Consider the following 24,224-nt stretch of genomic DNA (forward strand, 5'->3'; position numbering starts at 1 on the left):
GGATATAACCGACCGATCGGTCTCTTCGGGAGGTTCGCCCATGAAACACCGCGTTTTGCCCGGGATCCTTCTCCTGGTCCTGGTGGGGCTTGCGGGATGGATGGCCTTCCGGAAGGAGGCAGGCCCGTCCTCCTATGCGGGCTATGTGGAAGCCGATCTCTATCTCCTGGGGTTTGAGCTCCCCGGAACAATCCTCCGGGTGGCCGTGGAAGAGGGGGATCGGGTGAGGACCGGAGACACCCTGGTGGTCCTGGACACCACCGACCTCCATCTGGAACGGGTTCGCCTGGAAGAGGAGATGGCCGCGGGAAAACAGGGGCTTGTGGCCCTGGACCTCCAGCTGGACCTGGAGCGGAAAACCTACGCCCGGTATGCGTCCATGGATACGGGGAGTGTTCCCGCCGTTCAGCTTGAGGCCATGGAGACGAAGATCCGGACCCTGGAGGCGAAACGGACGGAGGCCCGCCACCGCCTTCAGGCGCTGGGGACCGCCCTTCAGGGGGTTCAGGAACGTCTGCGCCGGGCCGTTCTCACCGCACCCCGGGACGGTGTGATGCTGGACGTCCTTGCGCGGGAAGGTGAAGCTGTCCTGCCCGGCCGTCCGGTGGTGCGTCTGGGCGTGACGGACACGGTGGAGGTGATCGCCTTTCTCCCCGAGCCGGATCTTCCCCGATACCGTCCCGGCGACACCCTGTGGATTCGGGCGGATGGAATGACGAAAGCGCTGCCGGGCGAACTGGTGTGGATCGCTCCGGAGGCGGAATACGCATCCGGCTATGTCCAGACCGAAGAAAGCCGAAAAGATCTGGTGTTTCGGGCACGGATCCGGGTGGCCAATCCGGAGGGTGTGCTCAAACTCGGCATGCCCGTGGACGTGTTCCCGGCCCGGCCGTGACCACCCCCGTCCTCCGTTTTGACGACGTCCGCGTCCGGTTTCCCGGTGTGGAGCTTTTTCGGGGAGGGCTTTCCTTCACGATCCACGCGGGGGAATGGCTTGCGGTGTATGGGCCCGACGGGGCGGGAAAGTCCACCCTGATGCGCCTGGCGGTGGGGGAGTGCCGCCCTTCCTCCGGTAGGGTGGAGCTCTTCGGAGACGATCCCGTCCACCGGAGGGCGGTGGGACGGTTCGGGTATCTTCCCCAGGAATACGCCCAGTATGAAGATCTGACCATCCGGGAGACCCTGGCCTTTGTGGCACGCCTCCAGGGGCTTGCTCCGGAGGTGTTTCACGCCCGGATGGGGGATCTCCTGGGACGGGTGGGGCTTGCCGGGTTTGAGGACCGGCGGGTGGCCCATCTTTCCGGCGGCATGCGAAAGAAGCTCGCCCTGGTCACCCATCTCCTGTATGAACCGGAGCTTCTCCTCCTGGATGAGCCCACCCTGGGGGTGGACCCCCTGTCCCGTGCCGAAATCTGGCGATTCCTGCACGAAATCCATGCAGAACATCCCCTCACCGTGGTGTTTTCCACGGTGTATGCGGAAGAGGCGGAGCGGGCCGACCGGATTCTGATCCTGGACCCCCAGGAGCCCCCGGAAATGCTGGACCCATCGGAACTGGATCGCCACGTGGTGGTGACCGTGTCTGTCCCGGTCCCATCCGGGAAGGTGGTGGAGCAGACCCCAACCGGACTTGCCGTGCTCCTGCCCCGCACCGAGCTGGACATGGGGTCCATGCCGCCCGGCTCCATCCGTCCGGCCACGCTGGATGACTGGGTGATCGCCCGGACCGGCGGGCTGGTCCTGGAAGAGGAGCAGGAAGCGGTCCCCGCCCGAAAGGAGGCCACCATCACGATGGAACACGTCACCCGCCGGTTTGGGGACTTTGTGGCGGTGGACGGGGTGACGCTCACCCTCCGTGCAGGTGAAATCACTGCCCTCCTGGGGCCCAACGGTGCGGGCAAAACCACCCTGATCCGGATGATGGTGGGGCTTCTGCCCCGTTCGGAAGGGGTGATCCGGATCCTGGACCGGGACCCCCAGGCGGAGGGGGCCCGGGTTCGGCGCCAGGTGGGCTATATGCCCCAGATTCTCTCCCTCTATCACGAACTCCGGGTGGGGGAGGTGCTCGATATCTTCGGGGCGTTCTATGGCCTCCAGGGAGTGGAGCGGGACCGGAGACTCCGGGACCTCGTGGAGGCCTTTGCGCTGGAAACGTGGTGGCATCAGCCCATTCAGGACCTTCCCCGGGGCGTCAAGCAGCGGGTGGGACTTTCCCTCGCCCTGCTCCCCGATCCGCCGATCCTCCTGCTGGACGAGCCCACGTCCGGGGTTTCTTCCCGAATGCGCCGGGTGTTCTGGGGGGTGCTCCGCCGCCTTGCCCGGGAGGGCAAGACCGTCCTGGTGACCACCCATGACCTGCGGGAGGCGGAACAGGCGGATCGGGTGGTGGCCCTCTTCCGGGGCCGGGTGATCGCCGATGGCGCGCCCGAAGCGCTGAAAAGGGAAGGGGAATGCCGGGTGCTCCGGTTCCCGCGAGAGCGGGGAGACGAACTTCCCCGGCATCCGGCGTGTGCGGTCCTTCCCCGAGGACGTCTGCTGGATGTGGTGGGTCCCCCTGGGGTGGTGGAATCCGTGTATGGGGGCCTGGGGGGTGAGCCGGTGGAGCCGGAGCTGGAACATCTGTTCGTGTGCTGGATTCTGCGCCATGCGCTGGAAACGACTTCTGCCCATCGCCCATAAGGAGGTCCTGCATCTTCTGCGGGACCCCCGATCCCTGGCCCTTGCGCTGGGGATGCCCGCCCTGCTCACCCTGCTTTTTGGCTGGGTCCTCCGACTGGATGTGGTGGGACTGCGCCTGGCGGTGGTGGACATGGAGAGAAGCCCCGAAAGCCGGCATCTCGTGCATACCCTGGCCCATCAGAAGGAGTTTCGGGACGTGAGGGTCCTTCCTCCCCGGGAAGCGTCTGATTTTGCCCGGGGGGACCGGTTCTCGGGTGTTCTCTGGATCCGTCCGGATCCCCACGACACCTTTCCCCGGCTGGACCTCTGGGTGGACGGGCGGGATCCCTTAAAAGGCAAGGCGGTGGTCCGGGTGGTGCAGGGGGTGGCGTCCGGCGCACGTCCGGGGGGTCGGCCTATGGGGGTCCGGGTGCTGTATAACCCGGAACTCAAAAGCCAGATCGCCATCATTCCCGGGCTTGTGGCCCTCATTCTCCTCCTCGTCGCGGCCCTGCTTCCTTCCATCACCCTGGCCCGGGAGTTTGAACACCACACCTTTTCCCAGCTCCGCCTGATGCCCGTTTCCCTCCTGGACATCCTGATGGGCAAACTCCTCCCGTACCTTGTGCTGGGCTATGGGGAAACGGCCCTGGTTCTGGCCATCGCCACCGGGGTGTTTGGGGTCCCCATCCGGGGGGACTGGGCGGACCTTGTTCTGTTCGTCACATTGTTCCTGCTCACCGCCATCACCCTGGGGATCCTGTTCTCGGCCCTCACGAAAAATCAGCAGGCGGCCATGCAGTTTACCTGGCTTGCCACCTTCCTCCCCTCCTTTTTCCTGTCGGGCTTCGTGTTTCCCTTAGAGAGCATGCCCCGGCTTCTCCAGGGGCTTTCCTATCTGGTTCCGGCCCGCTATTTCATCCGTGCCCTCCGGGGGATCCTCCTGCAGGGTGCCACCTTTCAGGACCTCTGGGGGGAAGCGGCGGGGATGGTGGTGTTGCTCCTTTTGTGGATGGGCCTTGCCACCCGGGCTCTCCGGAGGATGGGGCGATGATCCAGGCGTTGCTTGCCTTCATGCGCAAGGAGGCCCTTCAGACCCTCCGGGACCCCCGGACCCGGTTCATCGTGCTGGTCGCTCCTTTGATACAGCTGGTGGTGTTCGGGTATGTGGTCACGCTGGATGTGAAAAACCTCCGGATGGGCGTGGTGATGGGGGAAAACCGGGTGGAAGATCGAGAGGTGGTGAACCGGCTTGTGGGTTCTGGCGTGTTCCGGGAGGTGGTGGGGTTGTCCACCGTGGCGGAGGCCGAGGTGGCTCTCCGGCAGAACCGGGTGGATGCGGTATGGATTCACCGGGGTCGGCCCGCCCTCTGGATCAACGGGGTGAACGCCCAGGTGGTGTTTGCGGTGATGGACGCCTTCGCCCGGGCCTTTCCGGGGGCGTCCGGACAGCGCCGGGTGGACCTCCGGATCCTGTATAACCCCGAGCTGAAATCCTCGTTCTTCATGCTGCCGGGTGTGGCCCTGATGATCGTGCTGATTTCGGTGTCCCTTCTCTCGGCCGTCGCCCTCACCCGGGAAAAGGAGCGGGGCACTTATGAACTTTTGCGGATGACGCCCCTTTCCACCCATGAAATCGTGATGGGCAAACTCATCCCCTACGCCATTGCCGGGGTGATCAACGCCTCCCTGGTCCTTCTCCTGGCCCATCTTCTGTTCCACCTGCCCCTGCGGGGGTCTCCGCTGGAGGTCCTGGCGGGGATTGTGCTCTATGTGTGGGTGGCCGGCGCCGTGGCCCTCTGGGTGTCGTCGTTTTCCCACACCCAGCAGCAGGCCATGCTCACCATCATGGGGGTCCTTCTTCCCATGATCCTGTTTTCGGGGTTGTTCTTCCCCATCGAGAGCATGCCCGCCCTCTTTCAGGTGGTGGCGGAACTGGATCCCCTCACCCACGCCCTCCGGATCCTGCGGGGACTGCTTCTCGGAGGGTTTTCCGCCCGGGATTATGCCCTGTCCTATGGGATTCTGTTCCTGTCCGCCCTGTTCTTTTCCTGGCTGGGTGGGCGAACCCTCAGGCGGATTGTGGACTGACCTCGGGGGAATACACCACCTCTTCCAGCGTGAGTCCGCAGGCGGGAACCGCCAGGGGGCGGATGGGCACGGGAATCCCCTGAAGGGCCTGGCGGAGGCTTTCCGGAGGAAGCAGGCCCTCCCCGATTTGAAGGAGGGCACCCACCAGGAGCCGGACGCTTTTGTGGAAGAATCTCCGGGCCTCCACCACGACCTGGAGTTCGTCGTCCTCCACAAGGAGTTCCATCCGGAAGCCGGAGGTGCGGGGATCGGGGGGGGCGGGTCCCGCGTGGAAGGCGGAGAGGTCGGCTTCGGTGGGAAGGTCCCGGAGGGCTTCTTCCATCCGGGACAGATCCAGATCTTTCCGGAACCACCAGGCATACCGGCGGCGCAGGGGTGAGGACCGGCGCAGGATGCGATACCGGTATCGCTTGGACAGGGCACTGTACCGGGCGTGAAAGGGAGGACGCCGGCGAAGGAGGGCATGGAGGGCGAGGTCCACGGGAAGCCGGGCCTGCCAGGCTGCGAGGAGGGTCTCCGGCGGCCAGGGAGGATCCTCCGGGAGATGGAGGGAAATCCCCATCCGGCGGGCATGAACCCCTGCATCCGTCCGGGACGACCCGTAGAGCCGGAAGGGAAGGGGGAGGAAGGAGGCCAGGGTTTCCGTCAGAACGCCCTGAACCGTACGGCGGGCCGGCTGGATCTGAAACCCCGAAAAGTCCGTTCCGTCAAACTCCACCCACCCGAGAAACACCACGGGGAGGTCTTTCCAGTGGTTCATCCCCTCACCAGAAGGAACACCGCCGTGATGCCCGCCAGATTCATCCAGAACCCGACGCGAAAGAGGTCTGCCACCCGGACCTTTCCGCTTGCAAACACCAGGGCATTGGGTGGTGTGGCCACGGGGAGCATGAAGGCCAGGGAGACGGAGAGGGTGGCGGGGAGCATGAGAGAAAGGGGAGAAACGCCCAGGGCGGTGGAGAGGCTTGCAAGCAGGGGGAGGAACAGGTTGGCCGTGGCCGTGTTGGACGTGAGTTCCGTGAGAAGCACCAGGCCGGTAATCACCGAAAGACGAACGGCCCAGAAAGGCCAGTGGTGCAGGGCGTCCACGTGGTGGGCGATGTAGCTGGAGAGCCCCGACTTCCCGAAGGCCGACGCCAGGGCGAATCCCCCGCCAAAGAGGAAGATCACCCCCCAGGGGATGCGCTCCGCGTCCTCCCAGGTGAGGAGAGGTTCACCGTTCCGGTTCCAGATCATGAGGATCAGGGCGCCGGCCATGGCCAGGGTGGCGTCGTGAACGGAAAGTCCTGCACGAATCAGAAGGGGACGGGTCATCCATCCCAGCACCACCAGGAGGAACACCAGGCCCACCCGCTTCTCCTCGGGCGAGAGGGGCCCCATCTCGGCGAGGGATTGGCGGAGCAGGGCGCGATCCACCTGCCGGCGGGGAACCCGGAACAACCAGACGAGGAGAACATACGCCAGACCGAACAGGACAAACCCCACGGGAAGCCCGACCCGGAGGAAGGAGAAAAAGGAGAGATCCTGTCCGAACATCTCCCGGAGCACGCCGGCCAGGACCAGGTTGGGTGGGGTGCCCACCAGGGTGGCCAGTCCTCCAATGGAAGCCGCATAGGCGATGCCGATGAAGAGGGCCTTTTCCAGGTTGGGTGAGACTTCCATGGAAAGGAGGCTCAGGGCGATGCTCACCATCAGGATGGCGGTGGCGGTGTTGGACATCCACATGGAAAGGAGGGCGGTGGCCAGCATCATCCCGAAGAGGAGGCCCCGCTCCCCAGGTGGGGCTTTCAGGGTGATCCAGAGGGCGATGCGCCGGTGAAGGCGATGGCGCTCAAAGGCCCGGGCGAGAAAGAACCCCCCCAGGAACAGGAACACGTTGGGGTTGGCAAAGGGAGCCGCAGCGGCTTTGGGGGAAAGCACGCCGAACACCGGGAAGACAACGAGAGGGAGGAGGGCGGTCACAGCCAGGGGAACCACCTCGCTCACCCACCAGAGGGCCATCCACAGGGCGGTGCCGGCGGTGACCCGGGCGGGGAAGGCCAAATCCCCCGGCGCTCTCCACAGAAAAAGCAGGAGAAGGATCGGTCCTCCCAGGAGGATGACCCTTCGTTTCATGGCAAACCTTCAGGAGAATCGGGAAAGAAGCTCGGTTTCGTTTTCGAGTGCCTCCTGGGCATAGGAGAGCAGGGCGTCTATCAGGGAAAATCCCTCCTCCGTTGCCCGGAAACGGACATTCCGTGCAAGCACCCACAGCCCGTCCTCCCGGGTGAGCATCCACAGGAGGGCATCAGGACCCCGGTGTCCGGGAGCAAGGGAGCGGACCACGAGACCTTCACGGCCTGCGAGTTCCCCTTCCCCCTCTTCCGTCCACACCCGGAGCATGAAGGGATCGTCTTCGTGAAGAAGGAGGAGAACGGTGTCCAGAATTCCGGTGCGGTCCACATCCCCGCCGGTTCGGGGACGCCGGAGAAAATCCTGAGCAATACGGGCCAGCCGGCGAAGCCGATCCTCCCGAAACAACACCCGGGTGGGCTGGGGAGGGAGTGCGGTGGTGAGGAACACCTCCCGGGTGAAGGGGGTGATGCGCTTTTCTCCCACACACACGAGGGGCAGGCGGTGTTCCAGGGCCATGCCCAGGGCTTCCCACCGGTGGGGAGCGTCCACGGAGACCACGATCACGCCCTGGTGATCAGGGGATTCAGGAAAGGTGTTCCAGTGCACAGAGGAGAAGGGGAGATTGCCCGATGTCATGTCGTCGAGCAGATGGTCCTTCCCGAAGAGGTACAGGGTTGTGAGGTCTGCAGTGGACATATGTATAGGATATGCGCCCGGAAAGGGGATGTCAACTCAATCCCCGCCAGGGGCGTGCCGAAAACCCCATCCCCATCTCGGCCCAGAGGAGCAAAACAGAGAAGGGGCACGCCCACCCCCCATCAGGATTCTCCGGCGCCCGGGAAACCGGTGAACAGTCCATGAGCCAGAGGGTTGGGAAAAGCATCCCGCCCATGACCAGAAAATCCCCTCCATCCTACCGTAAGTTTTCAAAGACCAGGGGGCCCCCAGGGGGAGGAGGAGAAGCCCCAGCGTCCCCGGGAGGGCGCACCTTCCACGTGAGTTCAGCGAGGGGGTCATCCCCATGGGCATCCCTTTCATGTGGGGTACCTGTCCCGGATCTCTTGCGCAGATCGGGCGGCCTTTTTCTTCACATAGAGCACTTTTTCCACCTCGTCCGCCACCTGGACGGCGAAACGGGGTTGCACGGACTGGCCGCCTTCGGCTTCGTGCCGGATGGCCTTGATGTCTTCATTTCTGGCTTCGAGCGCATACAGGGGCATGGGCGTCGTGTTGTGGAACCGCATGGTTTGATGGATTTTCCCCTGTGCCGTACAATACTGCCACAACGTTCCCCACTCCGGGGCAAGGAGGTGAAACCACGGCGTGAGTTTTGAGGACCGGATTGTGGGTCATGCGCTCCTTCCGGACATTCTGCGTGTGCTGGAGGAGCACCATGCGCAGCGGGTGCTGGTGCTGGCGGTGGGGGAGGTGGGAGCGGGATTCGCGGATTGGTTCGTGATTGCGGAGGGGTACACGCCCGATCACCTGCTTGCCCTGCGGGATGCCCTTGCGGCCGATCTTCCGCCCACCCATCAGGAAGGAGGCCGGGGACAGGACTGGCTGGTTCTGGACTACGTGGACGTGGTGGTCCACCTCATGCTGCCGGAGGCACGGGAGTTCTATAACCTGGAGGGACTGTGGGGGGATGCCCCCTCCTGGTCACCTGAGGAATCCAGAGAAAAGGAGGTTGAGTCATGAAACGGCATATCCTTTGGGCACTGGGGCTTGCGCTCTGGGCCTGCGCGTCGGGCAATCCCCATCTCACCAGCATTAAGCTGTATAACCAGAACAAGAACTTTGAAAAAGCCCTGGAGGAGGCGGACGCCTGGGCAAGCGAGATGCCCGGCGATCCCGAACCCTTTTACTGGAAAGGCCAGATCTACATGGCTCAGGCCGCCAGCACCCCCGGACAGAACAAAAAGCTGGAACTCTATGCCAAAGCGGCCGAAAACCTCCTCAAGGCCTGGGAGATGGACAAGGAGGGGAAGGTCCGGAACCAGATGGGCAAAAACGAGGCCATCGTGGCCATGAACGGAGCGATCTATTACAACAACCAGGGGGATATGGACAACGCCGTCCGGTTTGCCGAATTTGCGGTGACACTGGATTCGACCAATCCCGATTTCTATCTGCGTCTTGCCAGCATGTATGCCCGGAAGGGGGACAACGATAAGGTCCGGTCCACCCTGGAGAAGGGGCTGCAGATTGCCCCCAACAACCCGGATCTCCTCTATTATCTCGCCCAGACCTATCTTCAGGAAGGGGATGTGGCAAAGGCAAAGGAGACTTTTCTCAAGGTCCTGGAGGTGGACTCCACCCGGGCCAAGGCGCACTTCGCGGTGGGAACCCTCTTTTTCAATGAGAAGGATTATGCCAAAGCGGCCCTTCACTTCCAGAAAGCCGTGGAGCAGGATTCCACCCTCACCGATGCCCTGCTGAACCTGGCCTACACCTATATGGCCATGGAGGATTATGAGCGGGCTGCGGATGCCCTGGCCCGGTATGTGGAAAAGGTGGACAACGACTCGGAAGCCTGGATGAACTACGCGCGGGTCCTCTTTCAACTCAAGCGGTATGAAGACGCTCTGGAAGCCATTTCCAAGGCTGAACTCCAGGATCCCAACAACCCCGAGGTGTATTACATCAAGGGCACCATCTATAAGGAACTCGGCAAAACCCAGGAAGCCCTCTCCGCCTTCAAAAAGGCCCAGAACCTGGAGCGGAACCGATGAACAAACGCGCCTTTCTCTCGGTGCTGGATCTCACGCCGGAGGAGATCCAGGAGGTGATTCGCCGGGCGGAAGGGTTCCGGCGTCGCCGCCGGGAGGGAGACCGCACGGACACGGTGCTCGAGGGCAAGGCCTTTGCCCTGGTGTTTGAAAAGCCTTCCCTTCGGACCCGGATGTCCTTTGAGGTGGGGCTGAGAGAGCTGGGGGCCCGGTCCGTGACCTATCTGGCTCCCCAGGACATCCGTCTGGGCAAGCGGGAGCCTGTGAAGGACGTGGCCCGGAATCTGGAGCGATGGGTGGACGGCGTGATTGCCCGGGTGTTTGAACACCGGGTGCTGGAGGAGATGCGGGATGCCACCACCCACCTCGCCGTGATCAACGCCCTGTCGGACCTGGAACACCCCTGCCAGGCCCTGGCGGATTTCCAGACCATCCACGAGATCGCCGGGACCTTCAGGGTTCACCTTGCCTTCATTGGCGACGGGAACAACGTGGCCCATTCCCTGGCCCTGATGGCGGCTTCTCTCGGGGCGGATTTCACCATCGCCTGTCCGGAGGGGTATGAGCCCTCGCCGGCCATCTGGGAGAAAGCCCTGGAGGTGGCCTCCCGCACCGGGGCTCACCTCCGGATCGTGCATGATCCCCGTGAGGCCGTCCGGAATGCCCAGTTTGTGTATACGGATGTCTGGGCCTCCATGGGTCAGGAAGAGGAAGCGGAGATCCGCCGGAAGGTGTTTGCCCCCTTCCAGGTCAACCGGGAACTGCTCTCCCATGCGCCTTCTGATGTCCGGGTGATGCACTGTCTTCCGGCCCACCGGGGCGAAGAGATCACGGAAGACGTGCTGGAAGGTCCCCATTCTGTGGTGCTGGAGCAGGCGGAAAACCGCCTCCACGCCCAGAAAGCCCTGCTCGCCTTTATGTTCGGTGATTGACCCCGACCCCCGGGGAGGAGGTTTCCATGCGCTGTCCAAATTGCGGTCAACTCCTCCCCGAGGGGATGCGGTTCTGCGGATACTGCGGCACCCCCCTCCCCACCCTGGAAAAGGAAGAAGAGCGGAAGCTCGCCTCCGTGATGTTTGTGGATGTGGCGGGTTTCACCCGCCTTTCGGAACAGCGGGATCCCGAAGAAGTCAGCGAACTGCTTGACCGGTTTTACCGCGTGGTGGACGACGTGGTCCGGCGCCATCAGGGGCACGTGGACAAGCTGATCGGGGATGCGGCCCTGGTCCTTTTCGGCGTCCCCCGGGCCCTGGAGAACCCTCCCTACCATGCCATTCAGGCCGCTCTGGAGCTTGTGGAGAAAACCCCAGAACTCGGCATTCAGGTCCATGTGGGCATTCACACGGGGGAAGTCCTGGTCACCCATATGGGCGAAGGGGTGGCTGCGGACTACACCGTGATCGGGGACACGGTGAACGTGGCCCAGCGCCTGGAAAGCCTTGCCCGGGCGGGAGAGATTCTGGTGAGCGACCGGACCTGGCGCATGGTGGAGGGCCTGTTTGAAGGGGAATCGGTGGGGGAACTCACGGTCAAGGGAAGGACCCAGCCCATCCGGGTGTGGATGATCCACGGGCGGGCCGGTCGGGTGCTGAGGCGGGGGCTGGCGCGCAAGGCCCCCCTGAGGGGGCGGGATCGGGAACTCGCCCTTCTCACGGAAATCCTACAGGAAGAACGGGATGCCCTTGTGGCGCTGGTCGCGGATGCGGGGTTTGGAAAATCCCGGCTCCTGGACGAGTTGAAGGTCACGCCGGATCTGTTTCTCACCGCATCACCGGATCGGCCGGTGGGCGGAATGTTCCGGGGTGTGGTGGACGTTGAATCCGATCTGGATGAGGAACGGGCCTTTGCGCGGGTTCTCGAAAAGGTGAGGAAGAAGCGCAACCTGGTGGTTCGGGTGGAAGACCTCCACTGGACGGACGATTTTTCTCTGGGGCTCCTGGAACGCCTGGTGGTGGCGTTCACCGGCAGGTTGCTTCTTCTCATGACCACCCGTCCGGATGGAGAGGACGTCCTGAACCGGCTGGTCCGGGCTTTCCGGATGCGGGAGGGACGGGTGGAAACCCTCCGCCTGGAAGGCCTTCCCCGCCCGGTTCTGGAAACCCTTGCCCAGGACCTCGCCCCGGATTTGCCGGAAACCCTCAAGGACGCATTTGTGGAACGTGCCCAGGGGAACCCCCTGTTTCTGGAGGAGATGATCCGGACGTGGCTGGAAGAGGGGCGGGAAGACCTTCCCGAACGGATTGAAGGACTCATGCAGGAGCGGGTGGACCGTCTGCCCGCCGAACTGAAGGACCTGCTCAAGAAGATTTCCGTTCTGGGCCCCCGGTTTGGGGAGCGGGAACTTGCCCTGCTGGACCTGTCTCCCCATGACTTTGCCTTTCGCCGCCTGGTCCAGACGGGATGGTTGAGAGAAACGGCAGAAGGATGGGCCTTCCGGAACCCCGTGGTCCGGGATGCCGTGTACCGGATGCTGCTCAGGCGAGAACGCAAAATCCTTCATGAGCGGATCCTGGAAGCACTGGAGAAAGAGGGCGCCCCGGCGGAGGTGCTGGCCTTCCACGCCGTGGAAGCCGGGGCATGGGAGAAAGTCCTTCAATACGGCCTTGAGGCCGCTGAAAGGCTTCTTTCTGTCCGGGCCATCCGGGATCTGGGGCGGGTGGTGCGCTGGATGGGAAAAGCGCTGGAACAGGGCGCAGGGGATGAAGAGCAACGGCAATGGGTGGCCTATTACCGGGCCGAGTGGTTGCGGAATACAGGTGAAAGACCGGAAGCGCTTCAGATCCTTGAGCGTATATTGAACAGGGCAAAGGGCGAGGTTCACATTCGCGCACTCATGCTGAAAGTCGACATCCTGGCCGCCATGGGGCGCACGGAGGAAGCCATGAAACTCCTTGCAAAGTTTCGCCCCGCCGATCCAGATATTGACTGGCTAAAAACTGACGCAACGGTTCGTCTTCTTCGGGGAGAACACCTCCGGGAGCTTGCCCTTCGTCTGGATGAGGAAGTGACCCGGAGGATGAAAGAAGGACGCAAGGACGAGGTGCAGGTTCTTGCCCTGCCCTTCCTCCAGGCCCTCCGCTATGCCGGCGAGGTGGACCGGGCTCTGGAGGTGCTGGACGCGTTGCATACTGTGCTGTCCGAGCAGGGGATGGAGGGACTCCAGGCCCGGCTCTGGCATGAACAGGCCGAAATCCTTCGCCTGAAAGGGCGGTTTGAGGAAGCCCGCGAGGCCTTTGAACGGGCCCTGGAGCGGGTGGAGACGCTGGGAGATCGCTCCCTCCTTGGATCTGTGCTCTTCGATTATGCCCGTCTCCTCCGGTATCTTGGGGAGCCCGCGAAGGCCCGGGAGCTTCTGGAACGGGCCCTCCGGGTGGGGAAATCCCTGGAGAGTTTCGGGATCCAGTTCCATTCCATGGTGAACCTGGCGCTGAATGCCCTGGACGAAGGCGACCTTCCAGGAGCCTATCGCTGGCTGGATCAGGCAGAGAACCTGGCCCGGCAGTCAGGAAACAAAAGATCGGAAGGGATGGTGCTCCATCTCAAAGGCGCCATCCGGATGCTCTTTGAGGGCGTGGTGGACGAACAGGTGAAGGAAAACTTTGAACAGGCCCTGAACATTGCCCGGGATTCCGAAGAAGCCCCGGGAGTCGCCTCCAACGCGGTGCTGCTGGGCTGGTATCACCTGATCCGGGGTCAGCACCCGGAAGCCCGCATGCATTTTCAGCAGGCGGACACGCTGGCGCACACCCTTTCTCCCACTGCCCGGGCAGCCCTGTGCTGGGGTGAGAACGCCCTCGGCATTTCGGGGAACTGTGATCTGCCCGAACCCCTCCGTTTTCCCGAAGACCCCGGGGAGGTCCGGGAATATCTGGCTTCCCTGTGGCCGCGATACAAAAATCTCTGGCGGCAGGCCATCTGGATCCTGATGCAGAAAAAAGGCGAGGGGGTGATCCCCCTCGCCCGCGATCTTGGTGTGGAAATCGGCGTGCCGCCCTTTCTCCTCGCGAACCTCCCCTTCAGAGTGCGGGATTGAAGGGCTGACCGTCCAGATACACCTCCCGCTGACCGCATCCCGTCCATCGCACGAGGAGCGTGTGCCGGCCATCCGTGATCTCCACCTCGCCCGACACCGGATCGCCGCCCATGCCGTCGCCGTCGCCGTCACAGGCGGCCTCCAGCCGGAGCTGGGTGGGGGTGCTCACCAGAAAGACCTCCTCCTGCCCACCCGTGTTGAGATACACCGTGTCGGAAAGGCCGAGGTTTCCGGAGACCACGCTGGAGGAATCGGGCGTCCAGGTGGTGTCGTCCGGGGCAAAACGCACGTGGGCATAACGAGCATACACAACCGTGGTGTCCGAAGGGCCAATCTGTGTCCGCTGGAGGTACGTGAGTCGGTTTGAAAGCCGGAACACGCCGGGATCGTGGAGTGCACGTGCGGTTCCGTTGAGGCCCACTTCGTCCTCAAAACGGCCGTACGGTGCGTGATAGAAGAAGCCCATATAGAAGAACTGCGCGGTGTCAATCCCGTTCATGGTGGCCAGGGCCGTCCAGGGATCCCGGTCGTCGGGATCCTGGAAGTGGACCTCACCCACCATCACCACCCGGAGGGTTTCGATGGTGGCGGCGTTGCTGTCCAGGTCGCCAATCACCGTGGTGTCGCAGGCCACCTGCACATGGAGGGAGACGGGCACCCCGTCAAGGTCCGCGTCCGTGGTGTCCGGCGTTCCGATGAGGGTCACATAAGGAGCACAGAGATCCTCACCCTGCTTGAATTTCCCTTTGGCCTTTCCAAAGGCGTCAAACTCGCCCTTCAGGCCCTGGGGAGAAGAGTAGTAGATGCTCTCATACCCCCCATTCTCCGCCACGATGGAGAGGAGGACCTGGGCGGTGGTGGGATCGGAAAGGCCTCCCTGCGGAGGATTCTCCTCCGTGGGTTTCTGGCAGTTCGCGGCCATCAGAAAGAGGGCCGCGGTACCGAGCATCATCCAGCGTCTCATGGCAAACCTCCTGTTGGTTTCCCTATAAAGATATACGCCCTGAAGGCCGTACGGTCTGTGAGAAATCTCACACACGGGTTTCTTCCAGAATCCAGAGGGCGGCTAGGTGGAGCACCGCACCGGTGACCACCCACACATGCCAGATCTCGTGGTGATGGGGAATCCGGGGCGTGGCATAGAACACGAACCCCAGCGTATAGGCGATTCCTCCGGCCAGAAGGAGGGCAAAAGCCCATCGGGGCATGGCCCGAAACAGTTTCGGCGCCACCAGGATGCCCACCCAGCCCATGCCCAGATACAGCCCATAAGAAAGCACCCGGAAGCGTTCACCGTTCAGAAACTCCAGGGTGATGCCGATTACGGCCAGCATCCACACGGTGGCCAGGAGAAGCCACCGCTCCAGGCCTTCCAGAACCCGCAGCAGAAAGGGCACATACGTCCCGGCGATGGCGAGATAGATGGCGCTGTGATCCAGTTTCTGGAGGTGGGCCTTCCACCGGGAACGGCTGGGAGTTCCGTGATACAGGGTGGACGCGAGAAACACCGTGACCAGAGAGAGGCCGTAGATCAGAAAGCCCAGAGAGAGGGTGGGAGGACGCAGGGGAAAATACCGGATAAGGAGGATCAGGGAGCCCACCAGCATCAGGAGGGCGCCGGTCCCGTGGCTCGCGGTGTTGAACACCTCCTCCCGGGGGATGGGAAGGGTGCGCCTATCCCTCGGCATAGGGAAATTCTTCCACGGGATGGGGGGCTTCCCGGTGGGAAAGGGAAAACCAGACGAGCAGGATAAGGGCGATGGAGATGGCGCTGTCCGCAAGGTTAAACACGGGCCACCGGATCTGCCCCACACCCACATCCACGAAATCCACCACCGCCCCGATCCGGAACCGATCCAGAAGATTCCCCACCGCCCCACCCAGGATCAGGCCATACACGATCCGGAACCGGCGATGGGGTTCCCGGAGGGAGAGAAACACGAGAAAACCAATGGCCGCGAAGGCGAAGGTGTAATACAGTTTCACCGAGGGGATGGGAATGCCCAGGACCGCATTGGGATTCAGAACAAAGGTGAGACGCACAAAATCCCCCAGAATTTCCCGGCTTTCATGGAGGACAAAAGTCCCCGCGATCCAGACTTTCACCATCTGGTCCAGGGCCACCACGACAGCGCCTGTGAGGAAGACGTCCAGCAGTCGTTTCATCCTGCTCACACCAGATGGAGCCAGTTGTGGAGGAGGAAGTACATCCGTCCGATGAGAAGGGACACACGGGCCATCACGGTGTAGCCGAAGGATGCCCCGAAGCCGATCATGATGAAGATGATCCCCAGCCGGGCGAAGAGTCCCAGCGCACCTCTGTGCTCACTTGAGAAGTAAAAGTACACAAGGGTGGTGAGGGTCCCCACAATGATCACCCAGTTGTTGAAGGTGGCGAGAAAGGACTTATCCACAAGAGGCAGGATGGTGGCCTGGATCTGGGGCACCAGAAACCCTTGGAGGGCACCGGTGATCCCGAGCCCCGCACCGATCCCCACGGTGAAAGCGATGGCCCAGCGGGAGATCCAGATGATGTCCGGTGCCACATAGGACAGGAGGCGGGTGAGCATCATGAGGGACAGGATGGTGGGGATGATGAGGAGCCACTGGGAGGTGGTGATGGCGTCAAACTGGCCGTGGAAGATCTTGGAGAAGAAGGGGGTCCAGAGTTTGGGCCACACGTTGAAATACCAGATGTAGACGAAGGTAAAGGCTGCCGATCCGCCCACAAACACATGTTCGGCAAACTGATAGAAGGGATTGTCCCGCCAGAGAAAGCTGAAAATGGCCAGGGTGAAAAAGGCCGCCACTGTGGTCCAGAAGATTTCGGCCATCATGGTGTGCGCCTCCGGGTGATGAAGAAGGCCACGTTGCCAAGGAGAATGAAACCGATCACGAGGAGATGCACCACGGACTGGGCAGTCATCCCCACCGAGGCGTTCCCCACATACCCCACCAGGGCCTCATAGTCCGCCGCGCCCTTGAGTCCACCGATGATGCCCACCACCTGTCCGGCTTGAAGATAGGGATACAGATCCGGGGCCACCACCGCGGTGGCTCCCAGAATCACGGGGAAGTTATAGCGTGCCTGGCCATATTGCACCCAGGCATCCCCCACCGCCCCTGCCTCCAGACCGATGACGGCGGCAAAGGCGCTGTAGTCTTTGACGTTTCGGGCCACGGGGAGAGAATCCAGCGGGGTGCCCCGATAGTCCTCTGCAAACACGCTCCGGAAGTCCTTTCCGAGGTTGACGATCACGGCGGCAATGCCGGGGCGATACCCCAGGAAGGCATAGTCCACGCCGTATTGTTTGCCCGCCCGACGGGCCTCCTCCTCCAGGGCCATCTGTCCCAGGGGAAGCCCCAGGGGCCAGTGGCCCATCATCAGGACCCTGTGGTTTTTCCGGAAAAGGTGACGGAGCATGGCGTGGAGCATGGGCTGGAGCTCGGGCATGCTGGCTGCGTCGTAGTCAATGGAAATCAGGAAAAGGGAGCCTTCCGGTTGCTTTTCGATGAACTCATAGGCCCGCCGGACCTCCGGAGAGGGGTGAATGGCCATCCGCCACTTGAGGAGCATGGGGATGGCCACGCCGAGGGCCACCACCAGATAGATCACCCGGCGGTCCAGATTCTGTATCCGCACCCAGAAGTTCATGGCCTCACCTCAGATAGGAGCGTTCCATCCCCAGGATCACCCGAAGGGAAAAGGCGATGGCACCCAGGGACATGCCCAGGAAGATCCCCCGCTTGGCCGCAAGCTGGGGATAGCCCATGATCCAGTCGGAGAAGGCGGGAATAAAGGGATGGATCTTGTAGCCCACCGGTGTGCGCCCCAGCATCAGGATGGTGGCGGAGATGAGAAGAAGGGTGGCTTCCAGGGTCCGGGCCCGGAAGGCCCGGAAAGCCGCCGAGGCGATGAAGAAGGCAAGCAGGGCGAACATGGTGGCCTGGAGAGGGACGAAGATGTAGGTGTAGTAATACTGAAGGAAGCTCGCGTTGGGGGCGAAGGGGCTTCCCACCTTCCACCAGGAATAGAAGCCCCAGATGATGGTGCCGAAGAGGCTCACCAGGAGGGCAGCGCTGTGGAACCACCCCTTCCGGCGGAACTGGATTTTCTGGGCGTGGTGAACGATCAGGCTATCGAGACCCAGAATCAGCGTGAAACCGGCCACGATCTGGAACCAGTCCAGGAAGGTCTGTTCCAGATAGGAAAGGGCGGGAACAAAGAAGGAAACCACCAGCAGGGTTCCCGTCACAAAGGTGATGAAAAGCGGCACTTCCCGTTGCATCATCGAACCTCCTCAGAACAGGGCGAAAAAGTCGCGGATCACGTGGATGCCCAGCGTTTCCAGCACAATTCCCAGCAGGATGACCACGATAAAGGCCATTTTTCCAAAATCTTCCGCCTTGATGCTCGCCACTTCCACCGGCTGACGGGTGAGATAGGCGCTTGCCGCATACATTTCCTCACCGATGAGCGTGTAGTCACAGGCGGCGATGAAAAAGGGCAGCTGGGTGATGGAAGTGGTCCCGGCCACCTGGATGGCTCCCACCGAAAACCCGGTCTCGGCCAGGATCAGGGATTCCGCAAAGAAAATCCCCTGCAGAAAGACCGCTCCGGGGCGTTCTCGCACCATGATGCCGTCCACACCGGCCGCATACCCGAACTGGTCCTTGGTCAGGAAGAACACGTCGTCTTCGTTGTACAGATCGGGGCGGCCCGCTTCCAGATAGGCTTCCTTCACCACCTCCTGGGCCGCGGTCATCACGATGGGATCATAGTTGGGCACGATCAGGCGGGTTTCGTATTCGGCCACCTTTTTCGCCACCCGCTTGAGAATGGCCAGGGAGGCGATGGTGGCAAGGTCCTGCATCTCCCCAAGGCCAAACGTATAGAGAATGGGTCGCCCCATTTCGGTGGCCCGCCCCACCGCGTCGTCCAGGGCGTCCAGTCCCGGGATGCGGCGGATGAAGAGGCGAGTGTCCGTCTGGGCCCGACCGTAAAGATAGAAGAACACCAGGGTAAAGAGGACGAAGATCACGAAAGCACTGATGCGGCCCCGGTGAAACCAGGAACGGCGAGGGATGCCTTCCACGGCTTCCGAAGCACGCTGGATTTCGCTTTCGCCGAGGGCATACACCGCCACCGCCCGGTACCGGTAGGTGCGGTTGGCCCGCAGGCCCGTGTCGTGGAAATCTTCTCCGGGGGAGGTCTCTCCGACCGTTTTCCAGGTGTTGCCTTCCTGACGCTGGATGAGGAGGGTGCGAAGGCCTGACGTGTCCTGAACCTCCGCCACAATCCGGAGGGCAGTTCCATCATCGTTGGGGATATCTTCCACCACGATCCGGGGTGGAGGAGGAAGGGGCGGTGCGGAATCCGGAACGTCCACCGGTTGGGCAAGAGCCTGTGCGGCAAACACCAGCCATAGGATCATGTTCGGCCTCCTTCAACGCCCCTGATGATAAAGCCCCGTGCGGGATGCATCAAGTGACACGGCACTGAAGTTCACCCATGAGTTCGGACACCTGGGTATAGGGATTGGATGAACGTGTGGTGCACACGTTGAATCAAGGATCTCCATTCTTTGGGTGGCAATCGCCATTTCTTCTCAAGCAGGATAAAAGGTCCGGAAAAGCGTTTCCATCTTGCAGAGCCTGTACGACGGAAAAGTTCCTGACGCACCGCTCCTCCAAGAAGCAGCACAATGCCGTAGACCAGGAGCATAAATCCTACCAGCTTTTCCATCACCGCTTGTTTCTTGCTCATCACATCTCCCAACCCCAGCAGGCTTTTCATGTCCCGGAACGATTCCTCAATCTCCATCCGCCTGCGGAAAACCCTCTCCCAACCCCAGCAGGCTTTTCATGTCCCGGAACGATTCCTCAATCTCCATCCGCCTGCGGAAAACCCTCCGCTTCTTCAGGCTCCAGTGTGGTCATCAGCCATAGGGGTTCCTTCTGGCCTCACTCCCACACCCCGATCACGTTGACCTCCATTTCCCCACGGTATCGCAGCCCCCGAAAGACCACTTTTTCTCCAACAGGACATGTGAGACGGACCTTCCGCCCTCGGGCATCCAGAAAAACGGGAGGGTGGGATCCCATTCTCAAGCGGATCACGAAATTCATCCCCGCTTCCCGCAGATGGCGCAGGAGAGTCGTATAGCTGAATTCCCGGTCCATCACAAGGGGACGATTTCCAGAGAACCTTCCAGGAAAGAAGCGTCTGGATGTGGACGGCATTTCGTGAGCTTCCCGTATCTTTGAGGGTTCTTGAAGAGAAGGTGGTCATGGCAAAGGGGATGGCGCGTCCTCGCAGAGGGGCGGCGAGAACGAGGAGCCAGAAGCCGCGGGTTTTGCCATCTTTCAGGGTTCCGACGTATTCTGTCTTGCGGGCCTGGGGTCTTTCGATTTCGGTGACGTCGGCGATCACGAAAGGAGCCGTTTCGGGGAAAAGCCTCCAGAGGGTTTCATGGGGATCAAAATGTTCGAGGAAGCGCTGGATACGCTTATACGCGGCACCTTCAGAAACGCCTTTCATCTTGCGAGCCATGGAAGAGATCCGCAGTGATCGGGCTTCCAGGAAAGCGTATCCGAGGGGAAAGTATACAGCTTTCCCCCGGAGGATCCCCACCTCCCTTTCACCCCTGTCCGAACTCTTGTCCGGAGGCCAGACACGGCAGGGAGATTCATCATGCATTCAGCCCCCAGACTGGAAGCGGTTAAGGCCCTCTGGGCAGGAAAGGCCAGAGGAGAAAAGGCCCTCCAATGCGCAGGGTTGCACTTTCTGATGGCAATCCGTATAATAAACACCGCACGCCCCCATCGTCTAGCGGCCTAGGATGCCAGGTTCTCAGCCTGGAGACCCGGGTTCGAGTCCCGGTGGGGGCGCCTCAAACGCTGGGGGATCGTCTAACGGCAGGACGCCAGACTCTGGATCTGGTAGTGGAGGTTCGAATCCTCCTCCCCCAGCCATTTTTCTGTTATGCTGGATCGTCAGATTTTGCGCACTCCCGAAGGCGTCCGCCGGCTGAAGGAAGCCCTTCGTCGGCGGGGGATGGATGTGTCCGTGGTGGAGCGCCTGGTGGCGCTCGATGACCGCTGGCGGGAGCTCACCCGGGAACTCAACGAACTCCGGAAGGTCCAGAACGAGAAAGCCCGTCAGGTGGGCCGGCTCAAGCGGGAAGGCAAGCACGAGGAAGCCGAGCAGGTGATTCTCGAATCCCGAACGCTCTCCGAAAAGATCAAAGTGCTGGAAGAGGAACTGCGGAGCGTGAGCGAAACCTTTGACCAGCAATGGCTGCTTGTTCCCAATATTCCTCACGAATCCGTCCCTGTCGGGGAAGACGAAACGGCCAACGTGGTGGTTCGGACCTGGGGCGAAATCCCGTCCTTTGATTTTGAACCCCGTCCGCACTGGGAGATCGGTGAAATTCTGGGGATCCTGGATTTTGAATCCCCCCGGGTGATGTCGGGGTCCCGTTTCGTGGGATACCGGGGGCTGGGCGCCCGCCTGGAGCGTGCCCTCATCCAGTTCTTCCTGGATCTCCATACCACCGAGCACGGATACACCGAGGTGTTTCCACCCGTGCTGGTTCGGGAAGAAAGCATGATCGCGTCGGGTCACCTGCCCAAGTTCCGGGAAGAGATGTATGAAATCCCCGCGGATGGTCTGTTCCTCATCCCCACCGCCGAGGTGTCCCTGGCCAATCTCCACCGGGACACCCTGTTTGCAGAAGAAGAACTTCCCCGGTATTACACCGCCTATACCCCGTGTTTTCGCCGGGAGGCGGGTGCCTATGGGAAGGACGTTCGGGGGATGGTCCGTCTCCACCAGTTCAACAAGGTGGAGCTCTTCAAATATACCCTGCCCGAGCAGTCGTATGACGAGCTGGAACGCATGCTGAAGGATGCGGAGCGGGTTCTTCAGCTTCTGGGGATCCCCTACCGGGTGGTGGCCCTTTCCACCGGGGATCTCGGGTTTGCCGCCAGCAAGACCTATGACATTGAGGCCTGGGCGCCCGGACTCGGGCGGTGGCTGGAGGTTTCATCTGTTTCCAACACGGAGGACTTCCAGGCCCGTCGGGCCAAAGTCCGGGTGCGTCGCCGGAATGGCGAGGTCCAGTATGTCCACACCCTGAACGGTTCAGGACTGGCCACGCCCCGAACCTTTATCGCCCTGCTGGAGAACTTCCAGCAAAAGGATGGAAGTGTGGTGATTCCGGAGGTTTTGCGCCCCTACATGGGGGGGCTTGAGGTGATCGAACCTGCCTGAAACAGAGGAGTGAAGCATGCCGGCACCCAAACGCAGACATTCTCGCGCTCGTTCCCGCAAGCGCCGGACCCACTACAGGGCGGAGGCGCCCACCCTGGTCCGGTGTCCGCGGTGCAACGAGTGGAAACGTCCTCACCATGTGTGCCCGAGCTGCGGGTATTACAAGGACCGGCCCGTGATCATCGTGACGGGCTCGGGCGACTGATGTCCCCATGAAGCGGGTGAGGGTGGCTCTGGATGCGATGGGAACGGACCGTGCGCCCGTTCCCGAGGTGGAGGCGTCCCTCATCCTTGCCCGGGAAAACCCGGATATTGACGTGATCCTGGTGGGCGAGGAGGAGGAGATTCGCCGGGTTTTCCGGGAGCGCCACGAAGTGGTTCGGTGCGAGATTGTCCATGCCCCGGAGCGGGTGACCATGGGGGACAAGCCGGCGGAAGCCCTCCGGACCAAACGCCAATCCAGCCTGGCTGTGGGGATGCGGCTTGTGAAGGAGGGGCAGGCGGATGCCTTCGTGTCCGCCGGCAACACGGGAGCGGTGATGGCCTTTGCGCTGAAGATCCTGGGTCGCCTGAAAGGAATCCAGCGCCCGGCGATCGCTGCGGTGTTCCCGAGCCTTCAGGGACCCGTTCTGGTGCTGGACGTGGGGGCCAACACGGACCCCCGTGCCCGGCACCTGGTGCAGTTTGCGGTGATGGGGGAAATCTTCGCCCGGTATATCCTGAATAAACCGGATCCCCGGGTGGCTTTTCTCTCCATTGGGGAGGAGGACGTGAAGGGGAACGAGCGGGTGAAGGAAGCCCGTCCCATGCTGGAGCGGATTGAGCACCTTCGCTTTATCGGGAATGTGGAGGGGAACCATATCCTGGAAGGCCGGGCGGATGTGGTGGTCACGGACGGGTTCACCGGCAATGTCCTTCTGAAGTTCGGGGAGAGCGTGGTGTCGGTTCTCAAGGAGAAACTCAAGAACCGGATCAAGCGGAACCCCCTGGCCCTGACCGGGGCCCTTCTCCTCAAACCGGCTCTGGAGGGCCTGAAGAAGGAGATGGATTACGAAGAATACGGAGGCGCCCCCCTTCTCGGTGTGAACGGGGTGGTGATCATCGCGCACGGACGCTCAGGCGGGGCTGCGATGGCCAATGCGGTGCGGGTAGCGGCGCGGTTTGCACGGGAGGGGCTCAACGAGAAGATCCTGGCGGATCTTGAAAAGGCCCAGACGGAGGAGGCATCATGAAGCTCAGGAAAGACTGGTTTCTGGAACTCCTTTCCATTCCGAGCCCATCGGGATTTGAGGAGGACTTTTCAAAGGCCCTCCTTGAACGATATGCCCCCTATGGAGATCAGGTGCTCCGGGACGCCCACGGCAACGTGGCTCTGGTGCTCAATCCGGACGCGACCTACACGGTGATGCTTGAGGGGCACATGGACGAGATCGGCTACATGGTCACCCACATTGACGATAAGGGGTTCCTCGCCTTTCAGCCCATCGGAGGCCCGGACCGTCCCACCACGGAAGGGCAGCGGGTTCGGGTCTACAGTGAGACCGAAAAGCGGTGGGTCAAGGGCGTCGTGGGAGGCAAACCCATCCACCTCAAGGAGCGGGACGAGCGGGACAAGGCCCGCAAATTCGAGGAAATGTGGATCGATGTGGGGGCGAAAAGCCGGGAAGAGGCCGAGGCCCTGTTCCGGATCGGCGCCCCCGTGGTCCTGGACTGGGATGCGGAAGAGCTCCTGAATGGACGGATTGTGGGACGGGGGATTGATGACCGCGTGGGCGTGTTTCTGGCCTTTGAAGCCCTGCGGGTTCTCCGGGAGCAGGGGGTGAAGGACATCCGGGTGGTGGCGGTGGCGGCCGTGCAGGAGGAGATTGGCCTCCGCGGAGCCCGCACCATTGCCTATGAGATTTTCCCGGATGTGGCCCTTGCCCTGGACGTGGACTTTGCAACGGACGCACCTTCCCATGAGAAGGATCAGAAGCGGGTGGGGAAGGTGGAGCTGGGCAAGGGCCCTGCCCTGATGCGGGGTCCGAACATCACCCCGGCGGTGTTTGAGCGCCTGGAGGAGGTGGCCCGAAGCGAGGGGATCCCCTATCAGATCGTGGGGGCTCCGGGGGTCACCGGAACGGATGCGGCGGTGATCCAGGTGGCCCGGGGCGTGATCCCCACGGGACTTGTGGGGATTCCCAACCGGTATATGCACACCCCTGCGGAGATGGTGGATCTTGCAGACCTTGAACACATTGTCCGGCTTCTTGTCGGGTTCACGAAGAGTTTTGAGTCTCCGGATCGCCGGATCGTCCGGGGTCTTTTGGAAGTGAAGGACTAA

General features: G+C 62.0%; 25 protein-coding genes and 2 tRNA genes. 14 read left to right on the forward strand and 13 right to left on the reverse strand.

What is annotated here, in order from left to right; all coding sequences use genetic code 11:
• The first annotated feature begins 40 nt into the window (after positions 1-40).
• From AC6HU3_RS05955 to AC6HU3_RS05970, 4 genes are read left to right on the forward strand one after another with little or no spacing between them, the layout of a single operon-like run.
• Positions 41-895, forward strand: a complete 855-nt coding sequence (locus AC6HU3_RS05955) for an HlyD family secretion protein (RefSeq protein WP_497472867.1) — start codon at positions 41-43, stop codon at positions 893-895.
• Complete coding sequence (locus tag AC6HU3_RS05960) at positions 892-2,679, forward strand: ATP-binding cassette domain-containing protein (RefSeq protein WP_497472868.1); 1,788 nt, start codon at positions 892-894, stop codon at positions 2,677-2,679. The genes AC6HU3_RS05955 and AC6HU3_RS05960 overlap by 4 nt, the downstream gene beginning before the upstream one ends.
• Positions 2,645-3,712 (forward strand): ABC transporter permease, encoded by a 1,068-nt coding sequence (locus tag AC6HU3_RS05965; RefSeq protein WP_497472869.1) that lies wholly within the window; start codon positions 2,645-2,647, stop codon positions 3,710-3,712. The genes AC6HU3_RS05960 and AC6HU3_RS05965 overlap by 35 nt, the downstream gene beginning before the upstream one ends.
• The gene (locus AC6HU3_RS05970) at positions 3,709-4,749 is read left to right on the forward strand and encodes an ABC transporter permease (RefSeq protein ID WP_497472870.1); all 1,041 of its coding nucleotides are present in this window, start codon (positions 3,709-3,711) and stop codon (positions 4,747-4,749) included. The genes AC6HU3_RS05965 and AC6HU3_RS05970 overlap by 4 nt, the downstream gene beginning before the upstream one ends.
• Here the strand turns inward: AC6HU3_RS05970 and AC6HU3_RS05975 are convergent.
• The 4 genes from AC6HU3_RS05975 to AC6HU3_RS05990 form a co-directional block, all read right to left on the reverse strand.
• Positions 4,730-5,509: a tRNA pseudouridine synthase A gene (locus tag AC6HU3_RS05975; RefSeq protein ID WP_497472871.1), complete on the reverse strand. Its 780-nt coding sequence runs from the start codon at positions 5,507-5,509 to the stop codon at positions 4,730-4,732. The genes AC6HU3_RS05970 and AC6HU3_RS05975 overlap by 20 nt on opposite strands.
• Positions 5,506-6,864: an SLC13 family permease gene (locus AC6HU3_RS05980; protein WP_497472872.1), complete on the reverse strand. Its 1,359-nt coding sequence runs from the start codon at positions 6,862-6,864 to the stop codon at positions 5,506-5,508. The genes AC6HU3_RS05975 and AC6HU3_RS05980 overlap by 4 nt, the downstream gene beginning before the upstream one ends.
• 9 nt (positions 6,865-6,873) lie before the next feature.
• The gene (locus AC6HU3_RS05985) at positions 6,874-7,560 is read right to left on the reverse strand and encodes a hypothetical protein (RefSeq protein ID WP_497472873.1); all 687 of its coding nucleotides are present in this window, start codon (positions 7,558-7,560) and stop codon (positions 6,874-6,876) included.
• 338 nt (positions 7,561-7,898) lie between these two features.
• A complete protein-coding gene (locus AC6HU3_RS05990) occupies positions 7,899-8,108 on the reverse strand; it encodes a hypothetical protein (RefSeq protein ID WP_497472874.1) in 210 nt (69 codons plus the stop codon).
• Positions 8,109-8,187: 79 nt separating this feature from the next.
• Between AC6HU3_RS05990 and rsfS the strand changes: the two genes are divergently transcribed.
• From rsfS to AC6HU3_RS06010, 4 genes are read left to right on the forward strand one after another with little or no spacing between them, the layout of a single operon-like run.
• A complete protein-coding gene (gene rsfS, locus AC6HU3_RS05995) occupies positions 8,188-8,562 on the forward strand; it encodes a ribosome silencing factor (protein ID WP_497472875.1) in 375 nt (124 codons plus the stop codon).
• Positions 8,559-9,596 carry a tetratricopeptide repeat protein gene (locus AC6HU3_RS06000; RefSeq protein ID WP_497472876.1) on the forward strand — a complete coding sequence of 346 codons (1,038 nt, stop codon included), beginning with the start codon at positions 8,559-8,561 and terminating at the stop codon, positions 9,594-9,596. Before rsfS ends, AC6HU3_RS06000 begins: the two co-directional genes overlap by 4 nt.
• Positions 9,593-10,525 (forward strand): ornithine carbamoyltransferase, encoded by a 933-nt coding sequence (gene argF / locus AC6HU3_RS06005; protein WP_497472877.1) that lies wholly within the window; start codon positions 9,593-9,595, stop codon positions 10,523-10,525. The genes AC6HU3_RS06000 and argF overlap by 4 nt, the downstream gene beginning before the upstream one ends.
• A 26-nt stretch (positions 10,526-10,551) precedes the next feature.
• A complete protein-coding gene (locus tag AC6HU3_RS06010) occupies positions 10,552-13,626 on the forward strand; it encodes an adenylate/guanylate cyclase domain-containing protein (RefSeq protein ID WP_497472878.1) in 3,075 nt (1,024 codons plus the stop codon).
• Here AC6HU3_RS06010 and AC6HU3_RS06015 read toward each other — a convergent pair.
• The 9 genes from AC6HU3_RS06015 to AC6HU3_RS06055 all read right to left on the reverse strand — a co-directional run bounded on the left by AC6HU3_RS06015 (position 13,610) and on the right by AC6HU3_RS06055 (position 20,179).
• Positions 13,610-14,590, reverse strand: a complete 981-nt coding sequence (locus AC6HU3_RS06015) for a hypothetical protein (RefSeq protein WP_497472879.1) — start codon at positions 14,588-14,590, stop codon at positions 13,610-13,612. The genes AC6HU3_RS06010 and AC6HU3_RS06015 overlap by 17 nt on opposite strands.
• A gap of 67 nt (positions 14,591-14,657) precedes the next feature.
• Positions 14,658-15,314 carry a PAQR family membrane homeostasis protein TrhA gene (gene trhA / locus AC6HU3_RS06020; RefSeq protein ID WP_497472880.1) on the reverse strand — a complete coding sequence of 219 codons (657 nt, stop codon included), beginning with the start codon at positions 15,312-15,314 and terminating at the stop codon, positions 14,658-14,660.
• Positions 15,301-15,792: a signal peptidase II gene (gene lspA / locus AC6HU3_RS06025; RefSeq protein WP_497472881.1), complete on the reverse strand. Its 492-nt coding sequence runs from the start codon at positions 15,790-15,792 to the stop codon at positions 15,301-15,303. Before lspA ends, trhA begins: the two co-directional genes overlap by 14 nt.
• 5 nt (positions 15,793-15,797) lie before the next feature.
• On the reverse strand, positions 15,798-16,463 hold the full coding sequence (locus AC6HU3_RS06030) for a hypothetical protein (RefSeq protein ID WP_497472882.1): 666 nt from the start codon (positions 16,461-16,463) through the stop codon (positions 15,798-15,800).
• On the reverse strand, positions 16,460-17,281 hold the full coding sequence (locus tag AC6HU3_RS06035) for a hypothetical protein (RefSeq protein ID WP_497472883.1): 822 nt from the start codon (positions 17,279-17,281) through the stop codon (positions 16,460-16,462). The genes AC6HU3_RS06030 and AC6HU3_RS06035 overlap by 4 nt, the downstream gene beginning before the upstream one ends.
• Before the next feature lie 4 nt (positions 17,282-17,285).
• Positions 17,286-17,915, reverse strand: a complete 630-nt coding sequence (locus tag AC6HU3_RS06040; protein WP_497472884.1) for a hypothetical protein — start codon at positions 17,913-17,915, stop codon at positions 17,286-17,288.
• A 12-nt stretch (positions 17,916-17,927) separates the two neighbouring features.
• Entirely contained in the window at positions 17,928-19,061 is a 1,134-nt protein-coding gene (locus tag AC6HU3_RS06045; RefSeq protein ID WP_497472885.1) for a DUF6754 domain-containing protein, read from the reverse strand.
• Positions 19,062-19,132: 71 nt separating this feature from the next.
• Entirely contained in the window at positions 19,133-19,423 is a 291-nt protein-coding gene (locus AC6HU3_RS06050) for a hypothetical protein (protein ID WP_497472886.1), read from the reverse strand.
• A gap of 123 nt (positions 19,424-19,546) precedes the next feature.
• A complete protein-coding gene (locus AC6HU3_RS06055) occupies positions 19,547-20,179 on the reverse strand; it encodes a hypothetical protein (protein ID WP_497472887.1) in 633 nt (210 codons plus the stop codon).
• A gap of 265 nt (positions 20,180-20,444) precedes the next feature.
• On the opposite strand from AC6HU3_RS06055, the gene AC6HU3_RS06060 reads away from it, so the two are divergent.
• From AC6HU3_RS06060 to AC6HU3_RS06085, 6 genes are all read left to right on the forward strand, one after another.
• Positions 20,445-20,517, forward strand: a tRNA-Glu gene (locus tag AC6HU3_RS06060).
• Positions 20,518-20,527: 10 nt separating this feature from the next.
• Positions 20,528-20,601: transfer RNA gene (locus AC6HU3_RS06065), tRNA-Gln, on the forward strand.
• Between the two features lie 10 nt (positions 20,602-20,611).
• Positions 20,612-21,901: a serine--tRNA ligase gene (serS, locus tag AC6HU3_RS06070; RefSeq protein WP_497472888.1), complete on the forward strand. Its 1,290-nt coding sequence runs from the start codon at positions 20,612-20,614 to the stop codon at positions 21,899-21,901.
• A gap of 16 nt (positions 21,902-21,917) precedes the next feature.
• Complete coding sequence (gene rpmF, locus AC6HU3_RS06075; RefSeq protein WP_497472889.1) at positions 21,918-22,106, forward strand: 50S ribosomal protein L32; 189 nt, start codon at positions 21,918-21,920, stop codon at positions 22,104-22,106.
• A gap of 7 nt (positions 22,107-22,113) precedes the next feature.
• Entirely contained in the window at positions 22,114-23,133 is a 1,020-nt protein-coding gene (gene plsX, locus AC6HU3_RS06080) for a phosphate acyltransferase PlsX (RefSeq protein WP_497472890.1), read from the forward strand.
• Positions 23,130-24,224: a M42 family metallopeptidase gene (locus AC6HU3_RS06085; RefSeq protein ID WP_497472891.1), complete on the forward strand. Its 1,095-nt coding sequence runs from the start codon at positions 23,130-23,132 to the stop codon at positions 24,222-24,224. Before plsX ends, AC6HU3_RS06085 begins: the two co-directional genes overlap by 4 nt.

The organism is Caldifarcimen microaerophilum, assembly GCF_055387105.1.